Origin of the sequence: Rhizobium indigoferae (genome assembly GCF_034554815.1) — a bacterium.
Lineage (GTDB): Bacteria > Pseudomonadota > Alphaproteobacteria > Rhizobiales > Rhizobiaceae > Rhizobium > Rhizobium leguminosarum.
Genome location: NZ_CP140635.1, coordinates 3115026 through 3138407 on the forward strand (window position 1 = coordinate 3115026; position 23382 = coordinate 3138407).

At 61.6% G+C, this 23382-nt stretch carries 23 protein-coding genes; 12 read left to right on the top strand and 11 right to left on the bottom strand.

The window, feature by feature from the left end; genetic code table 11:
- Window positions 1-173 precede the first annotated feature (173 nt).
- Entirely contained in the window at window positions 174-1271 is a 1098-nt protein-coding gene (locus tag U5G49_RS15705) for a hypothetical protein (RefSeq protein ID WP_130652835.1), read from the bottom strand.
- 81 nt (window positions 1272-1352) lie between these two features.
- On the opposite strand from U5G49_RS15705, the gene U5G49_RS15710 reads away from it, so the two are divergent.
- A complete protein-coding gene (locus U5G49_RS15710) occupies window positions 1353-1844 on the top strand; it encodes a MaoC family dehydratase (RefSeq protein ID WP_130652836.1) in 492 nt (163 codons plus the stop codon).
- The gene (locus U5G49_RS15715) at window positions 1841-2308 is read left to right on the top strand and encodes a MaoC family dehydratase (protein ID WP_018243043.1); all 468 of its coding nucleotides are present in this window, start codon (window positions 1841-1843) and stop codon (window positions 2306-2308) included. The genes U5G49_RS15710 and U5G49_RS15715 overlap by 4 nt, the downstream gene beginning before the upstream one ends.
- Window positions 2309-2332: 24 nt before the next feature.
- Here U5G49_RS15715 and U5G49_RS15720 read toward each other — a convergent pair whose 3' ends face one another.
- The 4 genes from U5G49_RS15720 to petA all read right to left on the bottom strand — a co-directional run bounded on the left by U5G49_RS15720 (window position 2333) and on the right by petA (window position 5762).
- Entirely contained in the window at window positions 2333-2875 is a 543-nt protein-coding gene (locus tag U5G49_RS15720) for an adenine phosphoribosyltransferase (RefSeq protein WP_018243044.1), read from the bottom strand.
- Window positions 2876-2990: 115 nt separating this feature from the next.
- On the bottom strand, window positions 2991-3875 hold the full coding sequence (locus U5G49_RS15725) for a cytochrome c1 (protein ID WP_047618577.1): 885 nt from the start codon (window positions 3873-3875) through the stop codon (window positions 2991-2993).
- A 25-nt stretch (window positions 3876-3900) separates the two neighbouring features.
- Complete coding sequence (locus tag U5G49_RS15730) at window positions 3901-5169, bottom strand: cytochrome b (protein ID WP_018243046.1); 1269 nt, start codon at window positions 5167-5169, stop codon at window positions 3901-3903.
- A 14-nt stretch (window positions 5170-5183) separates the two neighbouring features.
- Complete coding sequence (gene petA / locus U5G49_RS15735; RefSeq protein ID WP_026188482.1) at window positions 5184-5762, bottom strand: ubiquinol-cytochrome c reductase iron-sulfur subunit; 579 nt, start codon at window positions 5760-5762, stop codon at window positions 5184-5186.
- Window positions 5763-6046: 284 nt separating this feature from the next.
- Between petA and U5G49_RS15740 the strand changes: the two genes are divergently transcribed.
- Window positions 6047-6979, top strand: coding sequence for an endonuclease/exonuclease/phosphatase family protein (locus U5G49_RS15740; protein ID WP_193443453.1), 933 nt, complete (start codon window positions 6047-6049; stop codon window positions 6977-6979).
- Here the strand turns inward: U5G49_RS15740 and U5G49_RS15745 are convergent.
- A complete protein-coding gene (locus tag U5G49_RS15745; protein ID WP_130729334.1) occupies window positions 6935-8848 on the bottom strand; it encodes an ABC transporter ATP-binding protein in 1914 nt (637 codons plus the stop codon). The two genes, U5G49_RS15740 and U5G49_RS15745, sit on opposite strands and share 45 nt — an antisense overlap.
- A gap of 162 nt (window positions 8849-9010) precedes the next feature.
- Here U5G49_RS15745 and U5G49_RS15750 point away from each other — a divergent pair, with 162 nt between their 5' ends.
- Window positions 9011-9241, top strand: a complete 231-nt coding sequence (locus tag U5G49_RS15750; RefSeq protein WP_047618585.1) for a CopG family ribbon-helix-helix protein — start codon at window positions 9011-9013, stop codon at window positions 9239-9241.
- 112 nt (window positions 9242-9353) lie between these two features.
- Here U5G49_RS15750 and U5G49_RS15755 read toward each other — a convergent pair whose 3' ends face one another.
- Window positions 9354-11210 carry an ABC transporter ATP-binding protein gene (locus U5G49_RS15755; RefSeq protein WP_018243051.1) on the bottom strand — a complete coding sequence of 619 codons (1857 nt, stop codon included), beginning with the start codon at window positions 11208-11210 and terminating at the stop codon, window positions 9354-9356.
- A gap of 386 nt (window positions 11211-11596) precedes the next feature.
- Here U5G49_RS15755 and U5G49_RS15760 point away from each other — a divergent pair, with 386 nt between their 5' ends.
- Entirely contained in the window at window positions 11597-12058 is a 462-nt protein-coding gene (locus U5G49_RS15760; protein ID WP_018446686.1) for a tRNA (cytidine(34)-2'-O)-methyltransferase, read from the top strand.
- A gap of 216 nt (window positions 12059-12274) precedes the next feature.
- The gene (locus tag U5G49_RS15765; protein ID WP_018243053.1) at window positions 12275-13921 is read left to right on the top strand and encodes a Na/Pi cotransporter family protein; all 1647 of its coding nucleotides are present in this window, start codon (window positions 12275-12277) and stop codon (window positions 13919-13921) included.
- A 3-nt stretch (window positions 13922-13924) separates the two neighbouring features.
- On the opposite strand, the gene U5G49_RS15770 is transcribed toward U5G49_RS15765, so the two are convergent.
- Window positions 13925-14185, bottom strand: coding sequence for a hypothetical protein (locus U5G49_RS15770; RefSeq protein WP_018243054.1), 261 nt, complete (start codon window positions 14183-14185; stop codon window positions 13925-13927).
- Between the two features lie 178 nt (window positions 14186-14363).
- Here U5G49_RS15770 and hemF point away from each other — a divergent pair, with 178 nt between their 5' ends.
- From hemF to U5G49_RS15785, 3 genes are all read left to right on the top strand, one after another.
- The gene (gene hemF / locus U5G49_RS15775; protein WP_166481019.1) at window positions 14364-15275 is read left to right on the top strand and encodes an oxygen-dependent coproporphyrinogen oxidase; all 912 of its coding nucleotides are present in this window, start codon (window positions 14364-14366) and stop codon (window positions 15273-15275) included.
- Window positions 15276-15378: 103 nt separating this feature from the next.
- Window positions 15379-15648 carry a hypothetical protein gene (locus U5G49_RS15780; RefSeq protein ID WP_018243056.1) on the top strand — a complete coding sequence of 90 codons (270 nt, stop codon included), beginning with the start codon at window positions 15379-15381 and terminating at the stop codon, window positions 15646-15648.
- Window positions 15649-15761: 113 nt separating this feature from the next.
- Window positions 15762-15947: a DUF1059 domain-containing protein gene (locus tag U5G49_RS15785; RefSeq protein ID WP_003561358.1), complete on the top strand. Its 186-nt coding sequence runs from the start codon at window positions 15762-15764 to the stop codon at window positions 15945-15947.
- Here U5G49_RS15785 and U5G49_RS15790 read toward each other — a convergent pair whose 3' ends face one another.
- Genes U5G49_RS15790 through U5G49_RS15800 form a run of 3 tightly spaced genes read right to left on the bottom strand, consistent with a single transcriptional unit; the run spans window position 15948 to window position 18468 of the window.
- Window positions 15948-17201, bottom strand: a complete 1254-nt coding sequence (locus tag U5G49_RS15790) for a CCA tRNA nucleotidyltransferase (RefSeq protein ID WP_018446690.1) — start codon at window positions 17199-17201, stop codon at window positions 15948-15950. It abuts the gene before it with no gap.
- Entirely contained in the window at window positions 17198-17848 is a 651-nt protein-coding gene (locus U5G49_RS15795) for a CoA pyrophosphatase (protein ID WP_018243058.1), read from the bottom strand. Before U5G49_RS15795 ends, U5G49_RS15790 begins: the two co-directional genes overlap by 4 nt.
- A complete protein-coding gene (locus U5G49_RS15800; protein ID WP_018243059.1) occupies window positions 17845-18468 on the bottom strand; it encodes a DUF1285 domain-containing protein in 624 nt (207 codons plus the stop codon). Before U5G49_RS15800 ends, U5G49_RS15795 begins: the two co-directional genes overlap by 4 nt.
- Window positions 18469-18626: 158 nt before the next feature.
- Here U5G49_RS15800 and U5G49_RS15805 point away from each other — a divergent pair, with 158 nt between their 5' ends.
- Genes U5G49_RS15805 through U5G49_RS15815 form a run of 3 tightly spaced genes read left to right on the top strand, consistent with a single transcriptional unit; the run spans window position 18627 to window position 23381 of the window.
- Complete coding sequence (locus U5G49_RS15805) at window positions 18627-19637, top strand: AAA family ATPase (RefSeq protein ID WP_003541786.1); 1011 nt, start codon at window positions 18627-18629, stop codon at window positions 19635-19637.
- A gap of 13 nt (window positions 19638-19650) precedes the next feature.
- Complete coding sequence (locus U5G49_RS15810) at window positions 19651-20571, top strand: DUF58 domain-containing protein (RefSeq protein WP_018243060.1); 921 nt, start codon at window positions 19651-19653, stop codon at window positions 20569-20571.
- Window positions 20568-23381, top strand: a complete 2814-nt coding sequence (locus tag U5G49_RS15815; protein WP_193443451.1) for a DUF4159 domain-containing protein — start codon at window positions 20568-20570, stop codon at window positions 23379-23381. Before U5G49_RS15810 ends, U5G49_RS15815 begins: the two co-directional genes overlap by 4 nt.
- Window position 23382: the final 1 nt, after the last annotated feature.

Genomic DNA, 23382 nt, shown 5'->3' on the forward strand with positions numbered 1-23382 from the left:
CGAAGTGATTTTCCCAGGCAAAGCGCAAAGCGATTTTGCCGGAATTGCGTGAAAACAAAAGGTTAGAACGGTTCTGTGCTTCCATGAAAAGCTGAACCGCTCTAACCGGAAATCGCTGCTATCTCGACCAATGCTTGTCGCCCAACTGCTGAGCAGATTGGGCGAGATTTGTTTTACGACGTCGCCGCTAAGACAGCAGGCGGCAGTTTTTGCGAAATAGCGGCTGGCAGCGCCCGCAGCACGATGCGGCGCAGCGGCATCCAGCCTGTTCCGATGATGAGTACGATCGCTCCGACGACAATTAGCGTCGTGTAGATATAGGTGTCAACAGTCGCACTCCCCTGCCGGAAAATGCCATAGATCGCAAAACCGAGCGACAGCAGGCCTGACGTGACGAAGGCACGGCGGTCGATGACAAGGCCGATCAGCATCAACACCGCCACGCTGATAACAACGACGGGCGTCTTGATCGACACCGACTGGGCAACATCCAGCCAACTGCCGTCGAACGAAATCAGCAGCCTTACGCTGAAGAGCAGCGCCGGCGCAGCACCCAGATGAAGCCAGAAGGCGATATCGGAGCGTGTCGTCCGGCGCAGCCGATCGCCAAGGTCGAAATAGAGCGCCGTCGCGAACAAGCCCAGCGCGCAAGCGAGGAAGGCCACCGCCAGCACCATGGGATGGTTGCCGAAAAACGCAGGATCCCCGCTCGCCCATTGCACGAGCCGCAAAAGCAGGGCGAGGACGAGGGCAAGGGCCGACATGATGCAGAGCGCCAGCGACAGCGGCACGCGATAACGGGCATAATAGAGGCCGAGTATGATCGGGAAGCCGGCGACGAACTGCGTCATGTCCGCCCCGATGTCGTTAAAGAAGGCTGTTCCCGGCTTGAAGAAGAAGGACATCAGCAGGACTGTCCAACAGAACAGCGCGATTGTCAGGCTGACGGCCGGCAGCGCAAGCCGCTGGCGGCGTACCAGGATTTCCGAGAGCACGATGATTGCAGGCAGCACGGCATAGAGCGCGGCAAGCCCCCAGAGACCGCCGAGCGCCACGGCGACGCCGATGGTGATCAGCACATCGTGGAAGCCGCGCACGAAGCGCGGCGTCTCGGTATCCGACCAGACCTGTCCCTCCGCCGCCATTGCCGGCTGCGCCTCAGCGACGCCGACACCGCGCTCCGTCAGGAACGGCAAAAGCCGCCCGCCGGCCTCCGGCGAGATCAGCTCTTGGCGCACGGCCTCATCGAGTATCGACCTTAGTTCAGTCATGCCGGTTTATCTCCCCGGAATCATTGAGCCCGCGCGGATGCTATTGTAAGCATTGTGCGCTGCATATGGCGGGAGGAGCGAATGTCGGCAGAAAAGCTTTCCTTCGAGGATTTCCAGCCCGGCCGCCGCTTCACGCTCGGCCCAAAGCTGGTGACCACCGAGGAGATCATTGAGTTCGCAAGCGAATTCGACCCGCAGCCGATGCATCTCGATGAGGCTGCCGGTCGCGCCAGCATTCTCGGCGGGCTTGCCGCTTCCGGCTGGCATACCTCTTCGATGTTCATGCGAATGATGGCCGAGAGCTATGTGCTGCATTCGCTCTGCGAGGGTGCGCCGGGCGTCGATCTGATGGAATGGCGAAAGCCGGTGCTTGCCGGCGACACGCTGTCGGGCCGCTCGACCGTGCTCGAAGCCCGGCCGATGCGCTCGCGCCCCGGCATGGGCATCGTCAAGTTTCGCCACGAGGTGGAAAACCAGCGCGGCGAACTCGTCTGCGTCTCCGAGAACTCGGTCATGTTCGGCATGCGCGTCCGGCCCGCAGATATCGGCATAAGCCCGGAGACATCCGCATGAGGATGTCCGAGCTTTACACCGTCGGCGAAAAGGCCGAGATCGGCAGCTACACCTTTACCGAGGAAAACATCATCCGCTTCGCGACGCGCTACGATCCGCAGCGTTTTCACGTCGACAAAGAAGCCGCCAAAGACACCCTCTTCGGTGGCCTCTGCGCCTCGGGCTGGCACACCACCGCCGCCTGGATGCGGACCTTCCTCGCCTTTTGGGAAAGGCAGAGCGCCGCCCTCGCGCAAAAGGGTCTGACATCGCCGAACCTCGGCCCTTCACCCGGCTTCCAGAAACTGCAATGGCTGCGGCCGGTTTTCGCAGGCGACGTCGTCACCTATTCCGTCGCCTTCCTCTCCAGCCGGCCGCTCGCATCGCGACCAGGCTGGCACCTCAACACCATCCTCTGCGAGGGTGTCAATCAAAACAGCGATCCCGTTATCCGCTTCGAAAGCGGCGTGCTCGAATTCGACTGACACTGCAGGCGGTCGGACGAGGGTTCAGTGCCCGGAGAATTCGACCAGAGTGTGCACGACAACGCCGAGCTCTTCCAGTTTCTTGCGGCCGCCAAGGTCCGGCAGATCGATAACAAAGCAGGCGCCGACCACTTCAGCGCCGATCTGGCGCAACAGTTTCGTGGCACCCACAGCCGTACCGCCGGTGGCGATCAGGTCGTCGACCAGGATCACCTTCTCTCCAGGCTGCACCGCATCGCGATGCATCTCCATTTCGTCAACGCCATATTCCAGGCTGTAGGCGATACGCACGGTCTCGTGAGGCAGCTTGCCCTTCTTGCGGATCGGCACGAAGCCGGAAGAAAGCTGATGCGCCACCGCGCCCCCAAGGATGAAGCCCCGCGCCTCCATGCCGGCGATCTTGTCGATCTTCATGCCCGCATAGGGCTGCACGAGTTCGTCGACCGCCCGGCGGAACGCACGGGGGTTGCCGAGCAGCGTGGTGATGTCACGGAAAATGATGCCGGGCTTGGGATAGTCGGGAATGGAGCGGATGCTGGCTGCGAGCTCCGAAGTCGTATTGTCCATGGAAAGTCCATATTCTGCGAGGGCATGAAACTGGCCGCACCCTATCAATTGCCAGGGGTGGAACCAACAAAAAAGGCGGCCCGAGGCCGCCTTTTGAATGTCGATCGGAAACCGCTCAGTGTTCCTTGTTGGCGTAGATCGAGCGCTTCGTCAGGTAGATCAGCACCGTGAAGATCGCCAGGAAGATCATGACCATGAAGCCGGTGCGCTTGCGCTCCTCGAGATGCGGCTCTGCGGCCCACATCAGGAAGGCGGAGACGTCTCTCGAATACTGGTCGACCGTCGCCGGCGCGCCATCGTCATAGGTCACCTGCCCGTCGGAGAGCGGCTTCGGCATGGCAAGGACGGCTGCAGCGTGGAAATATGGATTGTAATGTGAGCCCTGCGCCACCTGAAAGCCGGCTGGCGGCTCTTCATAGCCGGTCAGCAGCGCGTGGATGTAATCCGGGCCACCCTCCTGATACTGCGTGAAGATGTCGAAGACGAATTGCGGGAAGCCGCGTTCGACCTCGCGGGCCTTGGCGATCAGTGAAAAGTCGGGCGGAGCCGCACCGTTGTTGGAAGCAGCAGCGGCCTCTGCATTGGGGAAAGGCGCCGGGAAGTGATCGGAAGGGACGGCCTTGCGGCTAAACATCTCGCCGGCCGCGTTCGGGCCGTCCTGAACCTCGTAGTTCGCAGCGAAAGCCTTTACCTGCGCCTCGGAATAACCGAGCTCATCGAGCATGCGGAAGGGCACGAGGTTCATCGAGTGGCAGGCGGAACAGACTTCGGTGTAGACCTTGAGGCCACGCTGAAGCTGACCCTTATCGTAATGACCGAACGGACCGGCGAAAGTCCATTCCTCCTCCTTCGGCTCCTTCAGCGGATAGTGCGGCGTCTCACTTTCCGCGTGATGGGCAGGAGCCGCGCCGTTGGCGGGCGTCGCCTCCTGGGCCAGCACGGCACTGCCAAGACTGGCAGCGAATGCGAACGAGAGAATGCTTGTAACAAGCGTTTTCATATTTCTATTCCCTTCCGTCGCTCGCTTATGCCTTGACCGCTAGGGTCTTGTTGCGCTTTTCGAGCACCGCTTCGGTGATCGAGTTCGGGATGCGGCGCGGTGTTTCCACCAAGCCGAGAACCGGCATCGCGACCAGGAAGAAAGCGAAGTAGAGGAGCGTGCAGATCTGCGAGATCGTGGTGAACAAGCCTTCCGCCGGCTGCGAGCCGAGCCAGCCGAGGATGATCGCGTTGATCACGAACAGCCAGTAGAACAGCTTGTACCAGGGGCGGTAGACGGCGGAACGGACCTTTGAGGTATCGAGCCACGGCAGGAAGAACAGCACGATGATCGCGCCGAACATCACGAGCACGCCGCCGAGCTTGGAGTCGATCGGGCCGACGTTGAAGGTGATCGAACGCAGCATCGCGTAGAACGGCAGGAAGTACCATTCCGGAACGATATGGGCCGGCGTCTTCAACGGGTCGGCCGGGATGTAGTTGTCGGCATGGCCAAGGAAGTTCGGCAGGTAGAAGACGAAATAGGCATAGACCAGCAGGAAGATCGAGACGCCGAGAGCATCCTTCATCGTCGCATAAGGCGTGAAGCGCACCGTGTCCGTCTTCGTCTTGACCTCGACGCCCGTCGGGTTCGTCTGGCCGACGACGTGCAGCGCCCAGATGTGCAGGATGACGACGCCGGCGATCATGAAGGGCAGCAGGTAGTGCAGCGAGAAGAAGCGGTTCAGCGTCGGGTTTTCAACCGCGAAGCCGCCGAGCAGGAACTGCTGCACCCATTCGCCAACCAGCGGAAAGGCGGAGAAGAAGCCGGTGATGACGGTGGCGCCCCAGAAGGACATCTGGCCCCAGGGCAGAACGTAGCCCATGAAGCCGGTCGCCATCATCAGGAGGTAGATGACCACGCCGAGTATCCAGAGGATCTCGCGCGGCGCCTTGTAGGAGCCGTAATAGAGGCCGCGGGCGATGTGCAGGTACACCGCGACGAAGAAGAAGGATGCGCCGTTGGCATGCATATAGCGCAGCAGCCAGCCGTGGTTGACGTCGCGCATGATCTTTTCGACGGAGTTGAAGGCGACCGACGATTCGGCGGCGTAATGCATGGCGAGCGTGACGCCCGTCAGGATCTGCACCACCAGCATGACGGCGAGCATGGCGCCGAACGTATAGGCATAGTTCAGGTTACGCGGAACCGGATAGGCGATGAAGCTGTCATAGACCATGCGCGGCAGCGGAAGGCGCGCATCGACCCATTTCTCGAGGCCGGTTGATGGCTCGTAGCTGGAATGGCCACTCATTAATCAGTCTCCCCTCAACCGATCTTGATCTTGGTATCGGACAAAAATGAAAAGGTCGGAATCGCCAGGTTCTGCGGCGCCGGGCCTTTGCGGATGCGGCCGGCCGTGTCGTAGACCGAGCCATGGCAGGGACAGAACCAACCATTGTATTCGCCGGCCTGGCCGAGCGGCACGCAGCCGAGATGCGTGCAGGTGCCGATCATGACGATCCAGTTTTCCTTGCCCTTGCCGCCCGAACGGTCAACAGCCGTTGCCTGAGCGTCGACAGGAAGGTTTGCATTGCGCGCGATCGGGTCCTTTAGATCAGCAAGCTGGACGGCGTTTGCCGCTTCCACTTCCTCAGGCGTGCGATTGCGGATGAAGATCGGCTTGCCGCGCCATTTGACCGTCAGCGACATGCCGGGCTCAAGGCTGGCAACGTCGACTTCGATGGAGGCGAGAGCGAGCGTCGAAGCATCAGGACGCATCTGATCGATGAACGGCCAAGCGACCGCAACGGCGCCGACGGCGCCTGCCATACCAGTGGTGAGATAAAGGAAATCACGGCGAGTGGGTTCGCCCATGCCCTCGCTTGTCGTTTCGTGTTCGCTCACGGCTAACATCCTCTGCGCAATTTTCGCGGAATTCCGCCCTGCCCCCTCTACCGGCGAATCTCTCTGGACACAATTCGGCCATAGATTCCCCGGCAATCCGGCGCGTTCTATGCTTGATCGCAAATTATGTCCAGCCTTGGCAAGGGGATGAGGGCACAATGTCGCGGGAAATTTCGGATGAATTTTTTAAGGCAAACACGCGCTTGCCATTATGTTGCATTGCAACAAAAATGCCCCCGTGATAGGCGCAGTCGCAGCCATGCCAGCGAGCCGGACCGGAGCGGATGAGAGACACGATTTTTTGCGTATTCAGCGTTCTCACGACGCTCGTTCTCGCCATTGTCTCCCTCCGATACTTCACCGATTTCTATCTGCTGTCCTTCTTTTACAGCTTCCAGGTCCATCTGGCGGTGGCCGGCGCCGTGGCCTCGGTCGCTGCCCTTCTCGTCAAGCGGCACTGGTATGCGCTGCTGACCCTCGCGGTATCGGTGGTCCTTGCCGTCCATGGTGTCGTGATGATGCGCGAATTCGTCGAGCCGGCTGTCGAGGAGAGCCGCCCCGCCCTCTTCAGGCTGATGTCCTTCAATATCGAGAATGATAATTTCGCAAACGGCCCTGACATCGCCGATATGGTCATTGCCTCAGGCGCCGACGTCGTCAGCATCCTGGAGGCCGAACCGCTGCTGTCGGAACTGCCGCGGTTGTTGAAGATCTATCCCTATTACATCGGCTGCGGTGTCGGCATGGAGCAATGCGATACGCTGGTGCTGTCGAAGCGTCCGTTAATCGAACCCCGTATCCGCAATCTCGGCCTGCTCTGGCGCAACCGGCTGACGATCTCGACGATCGATTTCGATGGCCAGAAGATCAATTTCCTCGCCGCGCATCTGACCAAACCTTATTACGACGAATTCCACGGCCTGGAAATCGAGGATCTTGCGGAGATCATTCCCTCCCTTTCGGGACCGCTCGTTCTTGCCGGCGATTTCAATACGTCGATTCTGGCGCCCGACGTGCAGTATCTCATGCGTAGCCAGGGCTTGGGCACGGTATCGCTGGAGCCCGCGACATGGCCGATCCGCGCCGGTGCTTTCGGCATTCCGATCGATCATATCTTTACCCGCGCGCCCCTGCGGCTGAAATCGGCTCGCCGCATCGAGAACGGCTTCGGATCAAATCATTTTGGCCTGATGGCGGAATTCGTCGTCAACCCCTAGGCCCGCATCCTCATCCGTAGCGAGGAAGCCGCCAGACTGGCGCGCCCAAAGTTCCGCATAGAGTCCACCGCGGCGAAGCAGTTCGTCATGGCTGCCCTCCTCGATGATCCGGCCGAGATCGACGACGATCAGCCGGTCGAGCGCTGCGATCGTCGACAGCCGATGGGCGATCGCAAGCACCGTCTTGCCTTCCATGATCCGATGGAGATTGGACTGGATTGCTTCTTCTACTTCCGAATCGAGCGCCGACGTCGCTTCGTCGAGAACGAGGATCGGCGCGTCCTTCAGCATGACGCGGGCAATCGCGATGCGCTGCCGCTGCCCGCCTGACAGTTTGACGCCGCGTTCGCCGACATGCGCATCGAAACCTCTGCGGCCCTGCTGATCTTGCAGGCGTTCGATGAACTCGATGGCTTCGGCGCGCCCGGCCGCCTCGACCAGCCCCTCCTCGCCGGCATCGGGCCGTCCGAATAGGATATTGTCGCGCACTGAACGATGCAGCAACGAGGTATCCTGGCTGACGACGCCGATCTGCATCCTGAGAGATTCCTGCGTCACGGCTGCAATATCTTGGCCGTCGATTAGAATGCGCCCGTCCTGAATATCGTAGAGGCGCAGCAGCAGGTTCATCAGCGTCGATTTCCCCGCGCCCGAACGGCCGACGATCCCGACTTTTTCGCCCGGCCGAATGGTCAGGGAGAAATTCTCGACGACCGGCTGATGACCCTTGCCGTAGCGGAAGGAAACATTGTCGAAGCGGATGCCGGGCTGCCGGATCACCAGGCCTCTGGCATCCGACCGATCGACGAGCCCCAGAGGCTGGGAGATCAGCTCGGCGGCGTTCTGGATGGTGCCGAGATTGCGCATGATGCCGTTGAACTGCGTCATCAGCCTTCCGAGCAGGAAATTCAACCTGAGCACCAGTGCCAACGAGAATGCCACGGCACCGGAGCTGACCAGGCCGCGCAACCAGAGATCGACGCTCAACCCCGCCATCGTCACGATCATCAGGCCGGAGAGCAGCGCCATCGAGGCCCTGACGCCCGTGATGAACCGCGTGAAGCGCAGCACCGTATCCTGGTAGATATCGAAACCCTGCCGCATGTAGCGGTCGCTCTCCTCGTCGCGGGCAAACAGCTTCAGCGTCTGCATGTTGCTGTAGGAGTCGACCATCCGGCCATTCAGCATCGATCCGGCTTCCGCCGTTTCGCGGGAATGATGGCGGATCCGCGGAACGAAGTGGCGGGCAAGCAGGCTGAAGGCGCAAAGCCAGAACAGCACGACGGCAGCCAGGGAAAAGTCCAGCCGGGCAACGAGCACAAGCGTCGTTGCGGCATAGATGCCGACGAACCAGACGCTTTCCATCAGCGAGGTGACAAGATCACCGGTTGCCTGCCCGGCCGACCACACTTTGGTGACGATGCGCCCGGAGAAATCACTCTGGAAGAACGACAACGACTGCCTGGAGACGTGGAGATAAGATTGCCAGCGTGCGAGATTGTAGAAGCCCGGCGTGATCACCTGCTGGTCGACGAGGGCAATCAGGAAGGCGACGACGAAACGCACGAGCCCGATAAGGGCGAGCATGCCGAACAATTCGCCGCCATGGGCGGCGAGAAGACCGTTCCAGCCGGCCCCAGGCGTGATGCTCCCGAGGATATCGACCAGCCGCCCGACGAACCAGAACAGTGCGGCCTCGATCGCCGCCGATGTCCCACCCAGAACGAGCATGGCGACGAACGGCATCCTCGCCTGGCCGATATAGAACCAGATGAATCCGAGCGTCGAGCGCGGCGGCTGGAGATTGGCGCGTGGGCGGAACGGATCGATCCAGGTTTCGAACCGGCGGAGGATGGGGTTCAGCAACATAGAAGCGATATAGGCGGATTAGCCGAGCCGGCAAAGGGAATGAAAAGCGGACAGAATGTTATATTTTGGTAATTATCGGTAACATCGGCGGCATACCCATTGAATGCCCCCGAACTGGTCACAATCTCACGTTACGATCGCGGTTTACCGGAGACCACTTCCATGGAAACGAAAATGCTCGATGTGCATGTTCCGCTTCCGCTTGCAGAAAGGCTGGATGCCCTGGCATTCGCCCTGGGGTTGCCGCGCGACGTGATCATCGCCGAGGCCATCACCACCTGGATCGATCAGGAGGAGCACCGCCGCCTCGTCGCCCTGCGCACGATCGCGGCTGTCAACACCATGGTCGTCGTCGAGCATCACCGCGTGATCGACTGGGCCGACAGCCTTTGAACGGATAAGAGGCAAACGGAGTCAGTTCTTCAGCAACCGTCCGGCAAGCTTATAGCCATCCTAAGAATTCAAGATGCCCTCCCCGCTTTCGCAGGGAGGGCCTCATTGCATCTTATTGCGCCGCCACTTCCGCTTCCTCGGCGTGATCGGAGAGGAAGCCGCCGGACTGGCGGTTCCAGAGGTCGGCATAAATGCCGCCTCCTTCGACCAGCTCGATATGCGAGCCGGCCTCGATGATCCGGCCTTTGTCGAGCACGATCAACCGGTCCATCTCCGTCAGCGTCGAAAGCCGGTGGGCGATCGCGATCACCGTCTTGCCCTCCATCAGGGCGAAGAGGTTTTCCTGGATCGCCGCCTCGACTTCCGAATCGAGCGCCGAGGTCGCCTCGTCGAGTACCAGGATCGGCGCGTCCTTCAGGAAGACGCGGGCGATCGCGACACGCTGCCGCTGGCCGCCAGACAACTTGACGCCGCGTTCGCCGACCTGTGCGTCGAGCCCCGCGCGGCCCTGCATGTCGACGAGACCTTCGATGAACTCCCAGGCATTGGCGCGTTTGGCGGCCTCGATCACCTCGTCGTCCGTTGCTTCGGGACGACCATAAGCAATGTTGTCGCGGATCGAGCGATGCAGCAGCGAGGTGTCCTGCGTCACCACGCCGATCAGCGAGCGCAGGCTTTCCTGCGAGACGCCGGCGATGTCCTGCCCGTCGATGGTGATGCGACCGGCCTCCAGATCGTAGAAGCGCAGCAGCAGGTTCATCAGCGTCGTCTTGCCGGCACCGGAACGGCCGACCAGGCCGACCTTCTCCCCCGCCTTGATGTCGAGCGACAGGTTGTCGATGACGCCCTTGCTCTTGCCGTAGTGGAAGCGGATGCGGTCGTAGTGGATCGCGCCCTTCTTCGCCGTCAAGGTGGGTGCGCCCGGCTTGTCGACGATGTCGTGCTGTTTGCTCATCATCTCCATGCCGTCATAGACCGTGCCGATATTCTCGAACAGCGCCGAGACTTCCCACATGATCCATTGCGACATGCCGTTGACGCGCATGGCAAGACCGATGGCGATGGCGATGGCGCCAACCGAGATCGCGCCGTTCAGCCAGAACCAGATCGACAGGCCCGAGATGACGAAGAGCGCAACACAGTTGTTCACGTAGACGCAAATATGGAAGAGCGTCACCTTGCGCATCTGCTTGTGCACGGTCTGCAGGAACTCGTCCATGCCCTCCTTGGCATAGACCTCCTCGCGGCCCGCATGCGAAAACAGCTTGACGGTCGCGATATTCGTATAGCTGTCGACCACGCGCCCCGTCATCATCGAGCGCGCATCCGCCTGCGCCGCCGCGATCTTGCGAAGCCGCGGCACGAAATAGGCGACGATGCTGATATAGACCGCGAGCCAGACGAGGATCGGGATCATCAGCCGCCAGTCGGCCGCTGCGATAACGATGATCATCGTCAGGAAGTAGGTGACGACATAAACGAAGACGTCGAGGATCTTCATCACCGTCTCGCGCACGGCAAGCGACGTCTGCATCACTTTGGTCGCGACACGCCCGGCAAACTCGTTGGCGAAGAACGACATGCTGTGGCGCAGCAGGAAGCGGTGCATCTGCCAGCGTGCGATCATCGGATAATTGCCGAGCATCATCTGATGCATGATGAGCGAATCGAGCCCGGCCGTCAGCGGCAGGCCGACCAGCACCAGCGCCGCCATCCAGAAAAGCTTGTGGCCTTCTCTCTCCAGGAATGTGGCGCGGTCGGCATTGGTCAGCCAGTCGACGATGTCGCCGAGGAACTGGAAGAGCGCCACTTCGCCGATCGCGATCAGCGCGGTGAGCACGGCCATCAGGCCGAGCCAGGGCGCAGCCGGTTTGCTGTAGTGCCAGCAAAAGGCAAAAAGACCTTTCGGCGGGGCGACGGGGTCCTCGCTTGGAAAGGGATTGAGTCGCTGTTCGAACCAGCCAAACATGAAATTGCTCCGAAACGTCACCGTTCCGGCTCCCGGCTTCGCGCCATCCCAGCGCACTGCAAGCACATATGGGAACCGAACGTTCAAGGGGCGAGGCTGAGACAGCCGCACAATGGATCAAAAAAGGAAATTCAGGGAAGAAACCCGCACTATCGGCGGAAAATCGCACCGCTTGGCATCACGGCCGGGAGGCGCACATACAGCAAAATATTCATTCTGGCGCTCCTTGCTGGCGATTAAAGATATGCACCGATAACGCGAAAACGAGGAATTTTCCAGCCCTGTTCTGCCGAAAAATTCATCTTTTCGGGTCCAAACGCGCCCTGTTGCGTCGAAATCACAGTTGCATTAGGCCTTTTGTGGTGAAAGCGGGAAGACGGCGCATCATGACTTCACTCAGACTGGCACTCTATCAGCCCGATATTCCCGGCAATACCGGCACGATCCTGCGTCTTGCCGCCTGCCTTGGTTTCGCGGTCGATCTGATCGAGCCCGCCGGCTTCGACATCTCCGACCGCAACCTGAAACGGGCGGGTATGGATTATATTGCCGCCGCCGCCCTCACCCGCCATGTCAGCTGGGACCGCTTCGAGGCATGGCGTCTGACCACCGGCCGCCGCCTGATCCTCGCCTCGACCAAGGCTGCAGAGCGCTACACCGATCTTGCCTTTCGCCCGGACGATATCCTGCTCTTCGGTCGCGAAAGCGCCGGCGTGCCGGATCAGGTGCATGAGAGGGCCGACGCCCGAATTCTGATCCCGATGCTCGAAGGCCAGCGCTCGATCAACGTCGCCGTCTCGGCCGCCATGATCGTCGGCGAGGCAATGCGCCAAACCGTTTGGTCTTGACGGACGCCGGCGCTGACGGAGCAAAGCCCGCGGAATTGCCGATCCGCTCCAGACTATGTCGCAAAATAGCGTTGTCTATCTCTCAAACCGGCGTATATTTATTAGCCGGGCAATCAAAAATTCAGTATTGGCCTCCATGATTCCAACACGTTGGAATGGCCATGTGAGGAAAACCGCATTTCTCCAGATCTGTGAAAGAAGAATAAAAACAACAAAATGGACTCTACAATCATCATGATCAACCTGTTCGGCGCCGTGGCTCTGTTGCTGTTCGGCCTCGCGCAGGTGAAGGATGGCGTATCGAGAGCCTTCGGCGCCCGCCTGAGAACGGGGCTGGCGACCGGCACACGCGGCAGTCTTCGTTCCTTCCTGTCGGGCCTCGTTGCAACCGTCGCACTGCAGAGCTCGACGGCAACGGCGCTGATGACTGCCTCCTTCGTCGAGCGTGACCTGATCAAGCCGCGCATGGCGCAGATTGTTCTGCTCGGCGCCAATGTCGGCACCGCGATCACCGCCTGGATCGTGGCAACGGGCATAGAATGGCTCTCTCCTCTTCTCATTCTTGTTGGCATTGTGCTTTACCGCGGCCGTTCAAGCACCAGCCAGGGCGGCGGCACAGCGCTGATCGGTATCGGGCTGATGCTGTTGTCGCTGCACCTCCTCGGTCTTGCGACGGAGCCGATGCGCGCCTCCCCTGCTCTCGCCGCCTTCATCGGCCTGCTGGATGGCGCCCTGCCCGTGGCAATGATCGTCTCGGCAGCACTTGCCTTCGCATCCTCGTCGAGCCTTGCGGTGGTGGTGCTCATCCTGTCGCTCGCCTCGGCCGGCGTCGTCTCCGCCGAACTCGTCATCGTGCTCGTGCTCGGCGCCAATCTCGGCGGCGCGATACCGCCTGTCGTCGCGACATTGTCCGGTCCGGTTTCGGCGCGGCGCGTCACCCTCGGCAATCTCGCCGTCCGCACGCTCGGCTGCCTTATCGCCTTGCCGCTGGCGGGTTATGGGGCGGAACTCATCCAGTTGCTGCCCTTCGGTCCTGCCAAGCTGCCGGTCGATGCGCATCTTGCCTTCAACCTTCTGCTGGCGGCGCTGGCCTGGCCATTCTCCCGGCCGCTCGCCACCTTGATGGCCCGGCTGGTGCCGGATCAGGCCGAGCCTGACAGTGCCCCGAAATATCTGGATGCGCAGGAACTTTCGACGCCGGTCGTGGCCCTGGCCAGCGCTACCCGCGAAGTGCTCGGCGTCGGCGACTTGATCGAGCGCATGCTGATTCGGGTCTCCGAAGCCTTCGAGCGTAACGACGCATCGAAGCTTGCCGAGATATCCGCCCTCGAAGAGCGCGTCGACCGGCTGCAGCAGGCGGTGAAGGTCTATCTCTCGAAGCTCGGTCGCGAGGGTCTCAGCGACGAGAACGCACGCCGCTCGATCGTCGTCATCGATTATGCGATCAACCTCGAACATATGGGCGACATCATCGAGAAGGGCTTGCTGGAGCAGGTGGCGAAGAAGATCTCCCTCGGCCTGAAATTTTCCGAGGATGGTCATCAGGAACTGCGGAAGCTGTTCGATCTGACGATCGACAATCTGCGCGTCGCTCAGACGATCTTCGTCACCCGTGACTTCAATCTTGCGCGCCAGATGATGGAGGTAAAGGTCGAGGTGCGCCGGATGGAAAAACAGTCTGCCGAGCGCCACCTTGAACGTCTGCGTGACGGCCGAGCCGACAGCCTGCAGACGAGTTCTCTGCATCTCGACATGCTGCGCGACCTGAAGCGCCTCAACGCCCACATCGTCTCGGTGGCGCATCCGATCATGGACGAAAACGGCCTGCTGATCGAAAGCCGTGTGCGGGCGACTACGAAGTGACCGTCAGTCTGCCGAAGGCAGGCGGCGCATGGTGAATTCGATCTGGTCGCCGTCGAGCTGACGCCAGCTCTCCACCTCGGTCCAGTAGGCGGCTTTCGGATATTCGTCGAACCATTCGCGCGCCTTGGCGCGTGCGTCCATGAGGCCGAGGCAATATGTCTCACGCACGAAATGGTCTTTCCTGCTCGGGGGATTTTCCGCCCGATGTCTCGCTATCCTGCGCTTCAGGCCGTCGAAGGACGGAGGCCCTGGAACTTTTTTCATCAAACCTACCTCCTCGGAAAAGGTAGTATCGAAATTCTTGATTTGCGAGTCGAATCTTGGAAGCGCTCAGCGGTGCTTGGCCACGCTTGGCGAGATGCAGCGCCAACTGCTAATCATGGCGCGCAATCAAGAATGAGCGAGTCGCCTCCGAAGGAGATGTCGACCGTCGGAGGCGTAAATGGAAAGACCGGAACTGCCGATCGGCTTGCCTGACGATATCGAAGAGAAGAAGGCTGCCGCCCGCAGTTGGTTCGAGGGATTGCGCGATACGATCTGCGCCTCCTTCGAGGCCCTCGAGGATGAGTTGGAAGGGCCACTCTCCGACCAGGAGCCCGGCCGCTTCGTCGCCAAGGACTGGTCACGCGAAAACGGCGCCGGCGGCGGTGGCCGGATGTCGATGATGGAAGGCCGCGTCTTCGAAAAGGTCGGCGTCCATACCTCAACCGTCTACGGCGAATTTGCCCCGGATTTCCGCGCCCAGATACCCGGCGCCAAGGACGATCCGCGTTTCTGGGCCTCGGGCATCTCGCTGATCGCCCATCCCGTGAACCCAAACGTTCCGGCCGTGCACATGAACACTCGCATGGTCGTCACCACCAGCCGCTGGTTCGGTGGCGGGGCCGACCTGACGCCGGTGCTGTCACGCCGCCGCACGCAGGAGGACGAAGACAGCCAGCTCTTCCACAAGGCCATGGAGATCGCCTGCCGCAATCATGCAGTCGCCGATTACGATGCGTACAAAGCCTGGTGCGACGAATATTTCTTCCTGAAACACCGCAACGAGGCCCGTGGCATCGGCGGCATCTTCTACGACTGGCTGTATTCAAGCGAGGAAGCCGGCGGCTGGGACGCCGATTTCGCCTTCACGCGTGATGTCGGCCGGGCCTTCGCCATGGTCTATCCAAAAATCGTCCGCTCCAACTTCAATAAATTGTGGACAGAGGCGGATCGCGACGAACAATTGATCCGCCGGGGCCGCTACGTCGAATTCAATCTGCTCTATGATCGCGGCACGATCTTCGGCCTGAAGACCGGCGGCAACGTTGAATCCATTCTCTCTTCGTTGCCCCCCGTCGTCCGCTGGCCATGAAACTGTGATATCTCGTCGATAAATTCGAGGTGATAGACCTTCACGAAAATTCAGTGCGTCCTAACTTTATATGTATGTGCGTAACAATCGGAGGAGGATTGTCATGACGATACAAAGTGGCTCGCCAGCGTCTACGGATGTCCAGGAAACATCCCGCACGATCGACACATCCGAGTTTCTGACGCGCATCGCCGAGAAACTGCGGACCAAGAGCGGCTCGGATCTGCCGCTGTCCTGCTTCATCGAGCAGGTCAAGCTGCAACTGGCCGGCGGGAAGTCGCCGGAACAGCTGCAGAACGAAGCAGCGGCCGCCAACAGCAACATGCCCGGTCAGCTTTCGGATACCTACAAAGCCTGGGCTATGCCCGACTGATAGGCCTTTACTGGCCGGCATGTCGATGCCGGCCGGAACCTTCCCTCCCCCCGCACATTCTTAAATCGCGTAAGATCGCGATCGTCGTTGTGTTTTGAACAGAGGAGAAGACCATGCGACTTTTCGAATGCGGCACTCTCGTTCCGGGCTGCGCCTGGCATACACGGGCGGATAGCGACGCCGAGGTGGTTCGCCGTGCCGTCGAGCACTTGAAAGATGCTCACGGCGAAACCACGATCCGCGAGAACATGGTGGATAATATCAAGGCTCGCATCCGTGACGAAGCGACCGCCGCCTGATTATTGCACGCGTTCCTGCAGCCGGGCGAGCAGCGCCGCCCGGTCGGAAACGAAGTTTTCCTCCACCCACTGGTTTTCCAGGCCGGCAAGCAACTCGCCGACGCGCGGACCGGACGCGATTCCTGCCGAAATCACGTCGCCGCCATTCAGCGGAAACTGCGGTTTCTTCCAGTGCATTGCCTTGTCCAGCAACTTGATAAGCCGCGCCGACCGCGCCATTTCGTCGAAATCGCTTTCAGCCTTGCCGCGCGCAACCGCAAGCGCCAGCTTCAGCCGTGTCGTGATGCCATCGGCACCGTTGCGGTAAAGCAGCCGTTCGAAGGCCGCCGACGACATGTCGTCATTAACAGGCGCTGCCATTGCCCAGGCCTTGAGATAGGCCGCTTCCGCATTCGAGAGCTTGAGCCGGGCTGCGAGCGCCTCCATGCGCGCCGCATCGGGCGGCACGATCGCCGCAAGGCGCAGCAACGGATCGGGCGTCCAGCCGAGCGCCTTTTCGGTGGTGATCAGCGAAGGGATCGCATCGATCCCCCATCGTTCCGATTCCGGGAGGATTTCCGTCAGCACCGCCACCTGCCGCATCCAGAGCAGCGCCCGGCCGGGATCGCCGGCGCCAAGCAGCTTTCGCAGTTCCGACCAGACGCGTTCTGCTGAAAGCGTCGTCAGTTTCGAACGCGCCGCGGAACACGCCTTCAGCCCCTCGGCATCCGGCCGTCCGGAACCGTAATAGGCAAAGAAGCGGAAGAAGCGCAGGATGCGCAAATGATCCTCGGCAATACGCCTTGCGGCATCGCCGATGAAGCGGATGTTGCGCGTCTCGATGTCGGCAAGTCCGCCAACGAGATCCACCACCTCGCCCTCGGCATCGGCATAAAGCGCGTTGATCGTCAGATCCCGCCGTTCGGCATCCGCCCTCCAGTCAGTGCTGAAGGCAACCTTGGCGTGGCGTCCGTCGGTCTCGACGTCGGTGCGAAGGGTCGTCACCTCGAAGGGCTTGCCGTCGATCACGAGCGTCACCGTGCCGTGCTCCAGGCCGGTTGGGACTGCCTTGATGCCGGCGCCCGCCGCCCGCTCCATCACCGCCTCCGGTCTGAGTGTCGTGGCTATGTCGACATCATTGACCGGCAGGCCCATCAGGCTGTTGCGCACCGCCCCGCCAACCACACGCCCTTCCCCGCCATCAGCGCTGAGAAGTGCTAAGATCCGGCCGAGCGCCGGGTCGCGGAACCATGCTTGGTCGGCAAGGCCGGTCATGCATAAAGCCTTTCGTAAAGCGTGCGGACGATGCCGGCGGTGATGCCCCAGATCATTCTGGTTTCATAGGGCACGCGGTAGAAATGCCGGTCGATGCCGTCGATGACACGCCTGTCGCGGGTGTGATTGGCAGGATCCATCAGGAAGGAAAGCGGCACCTCGAACACGTCGTCCACCTCGGTCGGGTTCAGCGTCAGCGCAAAGCCCGGCGTGACGACGCCGAGCACCGGCGTGATGCGAAAGCCCGTCGAGGCAAGGTAATTCGGTAGCCGCCCGACGGTTTCGACGAAGGAACCGGCCAGTCCGATCTCCTCCTCCGTCTCGCGGATCGCCGCCATTTCAGGGGAGATATCGGTGGGATCGATCGAGCCGCCGGGAAAGGCGATCTGCCCGGAATGTTTGCGCAGCGTCGCCGTGCGCTTGGTGAAGATCACATGCGCCTCTTCGCCGTCGTCGACGACGGGCACGAGCACGGCGGCGTCGCGCAGTTTGAAGGTCTCGACCTCGGCGACGATGTCGGGGTTGAGGATATGGTCCCCGTGATCGCGCCAGGCATGGTCGACCGGCCCGCCATTCTGATTGAGCGCGCGGCGGCGGAATTCGGTTGCGGAAAACAGCGGGTAGCGGTGGGTGATCGCATCATTCATCGGCAAAGCGCATCCAGTTCGTCGGCCGGCATGACCGGGAAGACCTCGCCGGCGGAGCAGATCGCAAACATCGCCCGCCCCTCCACGTCGAAAGTCTCGCCGAGCGCGACCAGTTCATACATCACTGCACGCGACACCAGCGCCTCCAGCCGCCCGCGCACATGCAGATAGGGTTTCAATTCGGCGTTGCCGTCCGCAATGGCAAAGCGCAGCCGATGCTCCCCTCCCGCCTCCACGACATCGCCGACATTGGTGCGGAAGGTCAACACCTGTTGACCTTCGCTCTCCGTCACGCTCATCTCCACGGCGATGAACGGAGCGTCGACGACCCTTATCCCGACCTTTTCCACAGGAGTTACGAGATAGGTCTTCTGGTCGTCGTCTTTCCTCAAAACCGTCGAAAACAGCCGCACCAGCGCCGGCCGGCCGATCGGCGTACCCATGTAGAACCAGGTGCCGTCAGCCCGGATTTCCATGTCGATATCGCCGCAGAATGGCGGATTCCACCGTTCGACGGGCGGCAACCCTCGTTTTTTCTCGCCACTTTCCTCAGACGCACGCGAAATCAGTGCGGCAAGTCCCGCCGCATCCGCCTGTCCGCTGATTTCCTCGGCTGCCATTCTTCCGTCCCGGTTTGTCCTTAACGAAGTAAAGTCACGAGATAGTCATTCGCAACGAACTTGTCAGCCCGTCACATCTCCATAACTCTATCGGGTATGAGGCACATGTATAAGTCCGCCGATTCGCTGCCGAATGATTTCAGCCGTTGGAGATACGCATGGGTATGATGAAGACCGAAGCCAGCCTCGATGAAAAGGCGATCGTCGCCGCCGCCGAAAAGGCGCTCTCCGATATTGCCGCCATCCGCGGGGAAGTCTCGAAAGTGATCTTCGGTCAGGAAAGCGTCGTCGAGAACACCATTCTCGCTGTGCTGTCAGGCGGTCATGCCCTGCTCGTTGGCGTTCCCGGTCTTGCCAAGACCAGACTGGTGACGACGCTCGGCGAGGTGCTCGGCCTTGCCGCCAACCGCATCCAGTTCACGCCGGATCTGATGCCCTCGGATATTCTCGGCTCCGAGGTAATGGACCAGGACGACAGTGGACGCCGCTCCTTCCGTTTCGTCAAGGGCCCGGTCTTCGCCCAGCTTCTGATGGCCGACGAGATCAACCGCGCCTCGCCGCGTACCCAGTCGGCCCTTCTGCAATCCATGCAGGAATATCACATCACAATCGCCGGCCAGCGCTATGACCTGCCGGCGCCCTTCCATGTGCTCGCCACCCAGAACCCGCTCGAGCAGGAAGGTACCTATCCTCTGCCCGAAGCCCAGCTCGACCGCTTTCTGCTGCAGGTCGACGTCAACTACCCCGAACTCGCCGCCGAGCGCCAGATCCTGCTCGAGACGACGGGCTTGGGCGAAACCCGGCCGGAAGCCGTCATCGATGCGCAGCGGCTGATCGAGATCCAGACCCTGGTGCGCCAGATGCCGGTGAGCGACACGGTCGTCGATGCCATCCTGGCGCTGGTGCGTTCCGCCCGCCCCGGACAGGGCAATGCCTCGACCGACAAGAACGTCGCCTGGGGTCCAGGCCCGCGCGCCGGCCAGGCAATGATGCTCTGCGCACGCGCCCGCGCGCTCTACGAAGGCCGTCTCGCACCGTCTCTGGACGATATCTTCGCGCTCGCCGAACCCATTCTCCAGCACCGCATGGCGCTGACCTTCGCCGCCCGCGCCGAAGGCATGTCGGTGCGTGATGTCATCGCCGGACTGGTCAAGCAGGCAAAGGGATAAGGAAGCCGGACGCGTGGCATCTATCGGACAGATCGTCAATCCGACACCCGGCAGCGATGCCCTTTCTCGCGCCAGGCAGCGGGCCGCCCTGGTGCCGGACTGCCTGGTGGAAGCCAAGCGCATCGCCAACACAGTGATCGCCGGCTGGCATGGTCGCCGCAAGCGCGGCATCGGAGAGAATTTCTGGCAGTTCCGTCCCTATGCCGAGGGCGAGAGCCTGTCGCGCATCGATTGGCGCCGCTCCGCCCGCGACGACCACACCTATGTGCGCGAGCGCGAATGGGAGGCGGCGCACACGATCTGGCTCTGGTGCGACATGTCGCCCTCGATGATGTACAAGTCGAGCTATGGCAACGTGTCCAAGGAAAGCCGCGCGCTGGTCATCATGCTGGCGCTTGCCGAAATCCTCGCCCGCTCCGGCGAGCGCATCGGCTGCCCCGGCATCATGGAACCCGCCTCCGCCCGTAACGCCGCCGAACGCCTCGCAGCCGCGCTCATGCACACGCCGCTGACCGGCGGCCTGCCGGAAACGGCGATGATCCGCGGCTGGAGCGACCTCGTCCTTATCGGCGATTTCCTCGACGATGCGCCGGCAATCATGGAACGGCTCGGCCCGCTCGCCCGCCGCGGCCTGCGTGGCCACGTGGTCGAGATATCAGACCCCGCCGAAGAGATATTCCCCTATAGCGGCCGCACCGAATTCACCGATCCGGAGAGCGGCGCCAGGCTCGTTTCCGGCCGCGCCGAACACATCCGCGAGGCCTATCGCAACGCCTACCTCGCCCGCAGGGACAGCCTCGGACAGTCGCTGCGCCATCTCGGCTGGACCTTCGCGACCCATCGCACCGATCATCTTGCTTCGGAAGCACTGGTCGCGGTGCACATGTATCTGTCCGGCATGCCGGCCAAGGCAACGCATGGAGGGCAGCTATGAGCGCCCTTCCCTTCGCTTTCGCCTATCCCGCCATTCTCGGCGCGCTCGTTGCCTTGCCGGTCATCTGGTGGCTGCTGCGGCTGACGCCGCCACGTCCGAAGACCGAGGTCTTCCCGCCGCTGAAGATCCTGGCCTTGGTGTTGAAGCGCGAGGAGACGCCGGCGCAAAGCCCTTGGTGGCTGACGCTGCTGCGCATGCTGCTCGCCGCCACCATCATCCTTGCGATCGCCGATCCGGTTTTCAATCCGCGCACCAGTTCGCTCGCATCAGGTGGCCCGCTCGTCCTCTTCGTCGATAACAGCTGGGCGGCGGCACCCGACTGGGAGCGCCGCATCCAGACCGCCGACGCGTTGATAGACGATGCCGAATCCGCCGGCACACCCGTGTCTATCGCTTTCACCGCCGATCCGACCAACGACGCCGTGCCCGGCACCGCCGCTGCCGCTCGCGACAAGCTGCGCGCTGCCGAGCCGCGACCGCTGGTACCGGACCGTGAGCGCGCCTTCCAGGCGCTGCGCGCCGCCCTGAACGGCATAAAGCCCGGCACCCTCGCCTTCCTGACCGACGGTGCCGCCGCCAAGGCCGACGACACGACGGTGCGCAGGCTGGCCGAACTCCAGCCCGCTGATCTGCGCCTGATTGAGGGCGATGCCGCAAGGACGGTCGCGATCACCGCGGCCAACAATGCGGCTGATGCCATGGCCGTCAAGGTCACTCGACTCAACACCTCGCAGGCCGCATCCGTGGCGCTGAACGCCGTCGATAGCCAGGGTCGCTCGATTGCCAATGGCAGGGTGGATTTCCGCCCCGGCCAGAGTGTTGCGACAAGTTCGATCACAGCACCCTTCGAGATGCGCAACGATTTCGCGCGCGTCAGCGTCGACAATGGCGCGACGGCCGGCGCGGTCCATCTTCTCGACGACGCGTTCAAGCGTCGCCGTGTCGTCTTGCTGTCAGGCGAAGGAGGGGATGAGTTCCAGCCGCTGCTCTCGCCGCTCTATTATATCCAGCGGGCACTGCAGCCCTATGCGGATCTGATCCAGCCCGCCGATTCCGATCTCTCGGTCGCGATACCAAAACTTCTCGCCAACAATCCCTCCATCATCATCATGGCCGATATCGGCCGGCTGCCGGAGGAGACCTACGAACCTCTGACGCGCTGGATATCGAATGGCGGCATGCTCCTGCGTTTTGCCGGCCCGCGCATGGCGGCGGCTCCCGCAGACGATCCGCTGATCCCTGTCATCCTGCGCCAGGGAGAACGGGCGCTGGGCGGCACATTGTCTTGGAGCGAGCCGCAGTCGCTTGCCGAATTTCCGAGTTTCGGGCCTTTTGCCGGCATAGCGCGCCCTGCCGATGTCGTCGTCAAGCGGCAGGTGCTTGCCGAACCGACGCCCGATCTTGCCGAGCGCACCTGGGCTAGCCTGGCTGACGGCACGCCGCTCGTCACGATGAAGCAGATCGCATCCGGTCAGATCGTCCTGTTTCATGTCACCGCGGAAGCAACCTGGTCCGATCTGCCGATCTCAGGCACTTTCGTCGACATGCTGCGTCACCTCCTGCAGATATCGCGCTCGGGCGGCGTGACGTCGGAGGCGCGCGGCAATGCGCGTGTCTCCGAAACCCTGCCGCCATTCCGTATGCTGACGGCCAAGGGCACGCTGGTCTCCGAGACGGGTTCGGCGCGGCCGCTCATTCCGCAGGCCGGAGCTGAACCGACGGCGAATTTCGACAACCCGCCCGGGCTCTACGGTTCGGAGGACGGTTTCACTTCCCTGAACGTGCTGCCCGAGAACGCCGAACTGACGCCGCTCGACACGGCAGGGACCAATGCCGTGCGCGAAGGCCTGATCGGCGGCGAAAGCTGGTCGGCAAAACCCGCACTCTTTCTCGCAGCCTTTCTGCTGCTACTGGCCGATAGCCTGATCGTCCTCTTCATGAATGGCGCGTTCTCGCGATTGCGCCCGGCCGTCCGCACCGCAGCGATGATCGCGGTCGCCGTCGGCGCCGGCTTTCTCATGCAGCCCGGCATACTTCACGCCGACGACTCCCAGCCCGGTGACGACCTCATCTTGCAGAGGCTTGATAACACGCACCTCGCCTATGTCGTCACCGGCGAACAGGACGTGGACAATATTTCCGAGCGCGGTCTTGAGGGACTCACCCAGTTCCTGACTTTCCGCACGACGCTGGAGCCGGCACCGCCCGTGGGCATCGACCTCACCAAAGACGAGCTCTCTTTCTATCCGATCATCTACTGGCCGGTTTCGGCAACGGCGCCGATGCCGTCGACCGCGGCAATCAGCCGTATCGACGCCTATATGCGCAACGGCGGCACCGTGCTTTTCGATACGCGCGATCAGATCAGCGCATTGGACAATGGCGGCAATGTCAGCGCTAACGGTGAGAGGCTGCAGGCAATCCTCGCCAATCTCGACATTCCGCCGCTCGAACCGGTACCATCAGACCATGTGCTGACGAAATCCTTCTATCTCCTGTCGAGCTTTCCCGGTCGTTATACCGGCAGCCCTCTCTGGATCGAATCCCGGCAGGGTGGTCAGGGGCCGAGCGAAAAATCGGCGGCAACGGCCGACGGCGTTTCGCCGATCCTGATCACCGGCAATGATTTCGCCGGCGCCTGGGCGATCGATGACAACGGCGTACCGATACTGCCGACCGTGCCGTCGGATGAAACGCAGCGCGAATATGCCTACCGTTCCGGCGTCAACATCATGATGTATATGCTGACCGGCAACTACAAGACCGACCAGGTCCATGTTCCCGACCTCCTCGAACGGTTAGGACAATGAG

What these genes read in the sequence shown, in the direction of transcription:
- U5G49_RS15705 (WP_130652835.1), bottom strand. Translation starts at nt 1,271, where the DNA reads ATGACTGAACTAAGGTCGATACTCGATGAGGCCGTGCGCCAAGAGCTG.
- U5G49_RS15710 (WP_130652836.1), top strand. Translation starts at nt 1,353, where the DNA reads ATGTCGGCAGAAAAGCTTTCCTTCGAGGATTTCCAGCCCGGCCGCCGC.
- U5G49_RS15715 (WP_018243043.1), top strand. Translation starts at nt 1,841, where the DNA reads ATGAGGATGTCCGAGCTTTACACCGTCGGCGAAAAGGCCGAGATCGGC.
- U5G49_RS15720 (WP_018243044.1), bottom strand. Translation starts at nt 2,875, where the DNA reads ATGGACAATACGACTTCGGAGCTCGCAGCCAGCATCCGCTCCATTCCC.
- U5G49_RS15725 (WP_047618577.1), bottom strand. Translation starts at nt 3,875, where the DNA reads ATGAAAACGCTTGTTACAAGCATTCTCTCGTTCGCATTCGCTGCCAGT.
- U5G49_RS15730 (WP_018243046.1), bottom strand. Translation starts at nt 5,169, where the DNA reads ATGAGTGGCCATTCCAGCTACGAGCCATCAACCGGCCTCGAGAAATGG.
- U5G49_RS15740 (WP_193443453.1), top strand. Translation starts at nt 6,047, where the DNA reads ATGAGAGACACGATTTTTTGCGTATTCAGCGTTCTCACGACGCTCGTT.
- U5G49_RS15745 (WP_130729334.1), bottom strand. Translation starts at nt 8,848, where the DNA reads ATGTTGCTGAACCCCATCCTCCGCCGGTTCGAAACCTGGATCGATCCG.
- U5G49_RS15750 (WP_047618585.1), top strand. Translation starts at nt 9,011, where the DNA reads ATGGAAACGAAAATGCTCGATGTGCATGTTCCGCTTCCGCTTGCAGAA.
- U5G49_RS15755 (WP_018243051.1), bottom strand. Translation starts at nt 11,210, where the DNA reads ATGTTTGGCTGGTTCGAACAGCGACTCAATCCCTTTCCAAGCGAGGAC.
- U5G49_RS15760 (WP_018446686.1), top strand. Translation starts at nt 11,597, where the DNA reads ATGACTTCACTCAGACTGGCACTCTATCAGCCCGATATTCCCGGCAAT.
- U5G49_RS15765 (WP_018243053.1), top strand. Translation starts at nt 12,275, where the DNA reads ATGGACTCTACAATCATCATGATCAACCTGTTCGGCGCCGTGGCTCTG.
- U5G49_RS15770 (WP_018243054.1), bottom strand. Translation starts at nt 14,185, where the DNA reads ATGAAAAAAGTTCCAGGGCCTCCGTCCTTCGACGGCCTGAAGCGCAGG.
- hemF (WP_166481019.1), top strand. Translation starts at nt 14,364, where the DNA reads ATGGAAAGACCGGAACTGCCGATCGGCTTGCCTGACGATATCGAAGAG.
- U5G49_RS15780 (WP_018243056.1), top strand. Translation starts at nt 15,379, where the DNA reads ATGACGATACAAAGTGGCTCGCCAGCGTCTACGGATGTCCAGGAAACA.
- U5G49_RS15785 (WP_003561358.1), top strand. Translation starts at nt 15,762, where the DNA reads ATGCGACTTTTCGAATGCGGCACTCTCGTTCCGGGCTGCGCCTGGCAT.
- U5G49_RS15790 (WP_018446690.1), bottom strand. Translation starts at nt 17,201, where the DNA reads ATGACCGGCCTTGCCGACCAAGCATGGTTCCGCGACCCGGCGCTCGGC.
- U5G49_RS15795 (WP_018243058.1), bottom strand. Translation starts at nt 17,848, where the DNA reads ATGAATGATGCGATCACCCACCGCTACCCGCTGTTTTCCGCAACCGAA.
- U5G49_RS15800 (WP_018243059.1), bottom strand. Translation starts at nt 18,468, where the DNA reads ATGGCAGCCGAGGAAATCAGCGGACAGGCGGATGCGGCGGGACTTGCC.
- U5G49_RS15805 (WP_003541786.1), top strand. Translation starts at nt 18,627, where the DNA reads ATGGGTATGATGAAGACCGAAGCCAGCCTCGATGAAAAGGCGATCGTC.
- U5G49_RS15815 (WP_193443451.1), top strand. Translation starts at nt 20,568, where the DNA reads ATGAGCGCCCTTCCCTTCGCTTTCGCCTATCCCGCCATTCTCGGCGCG.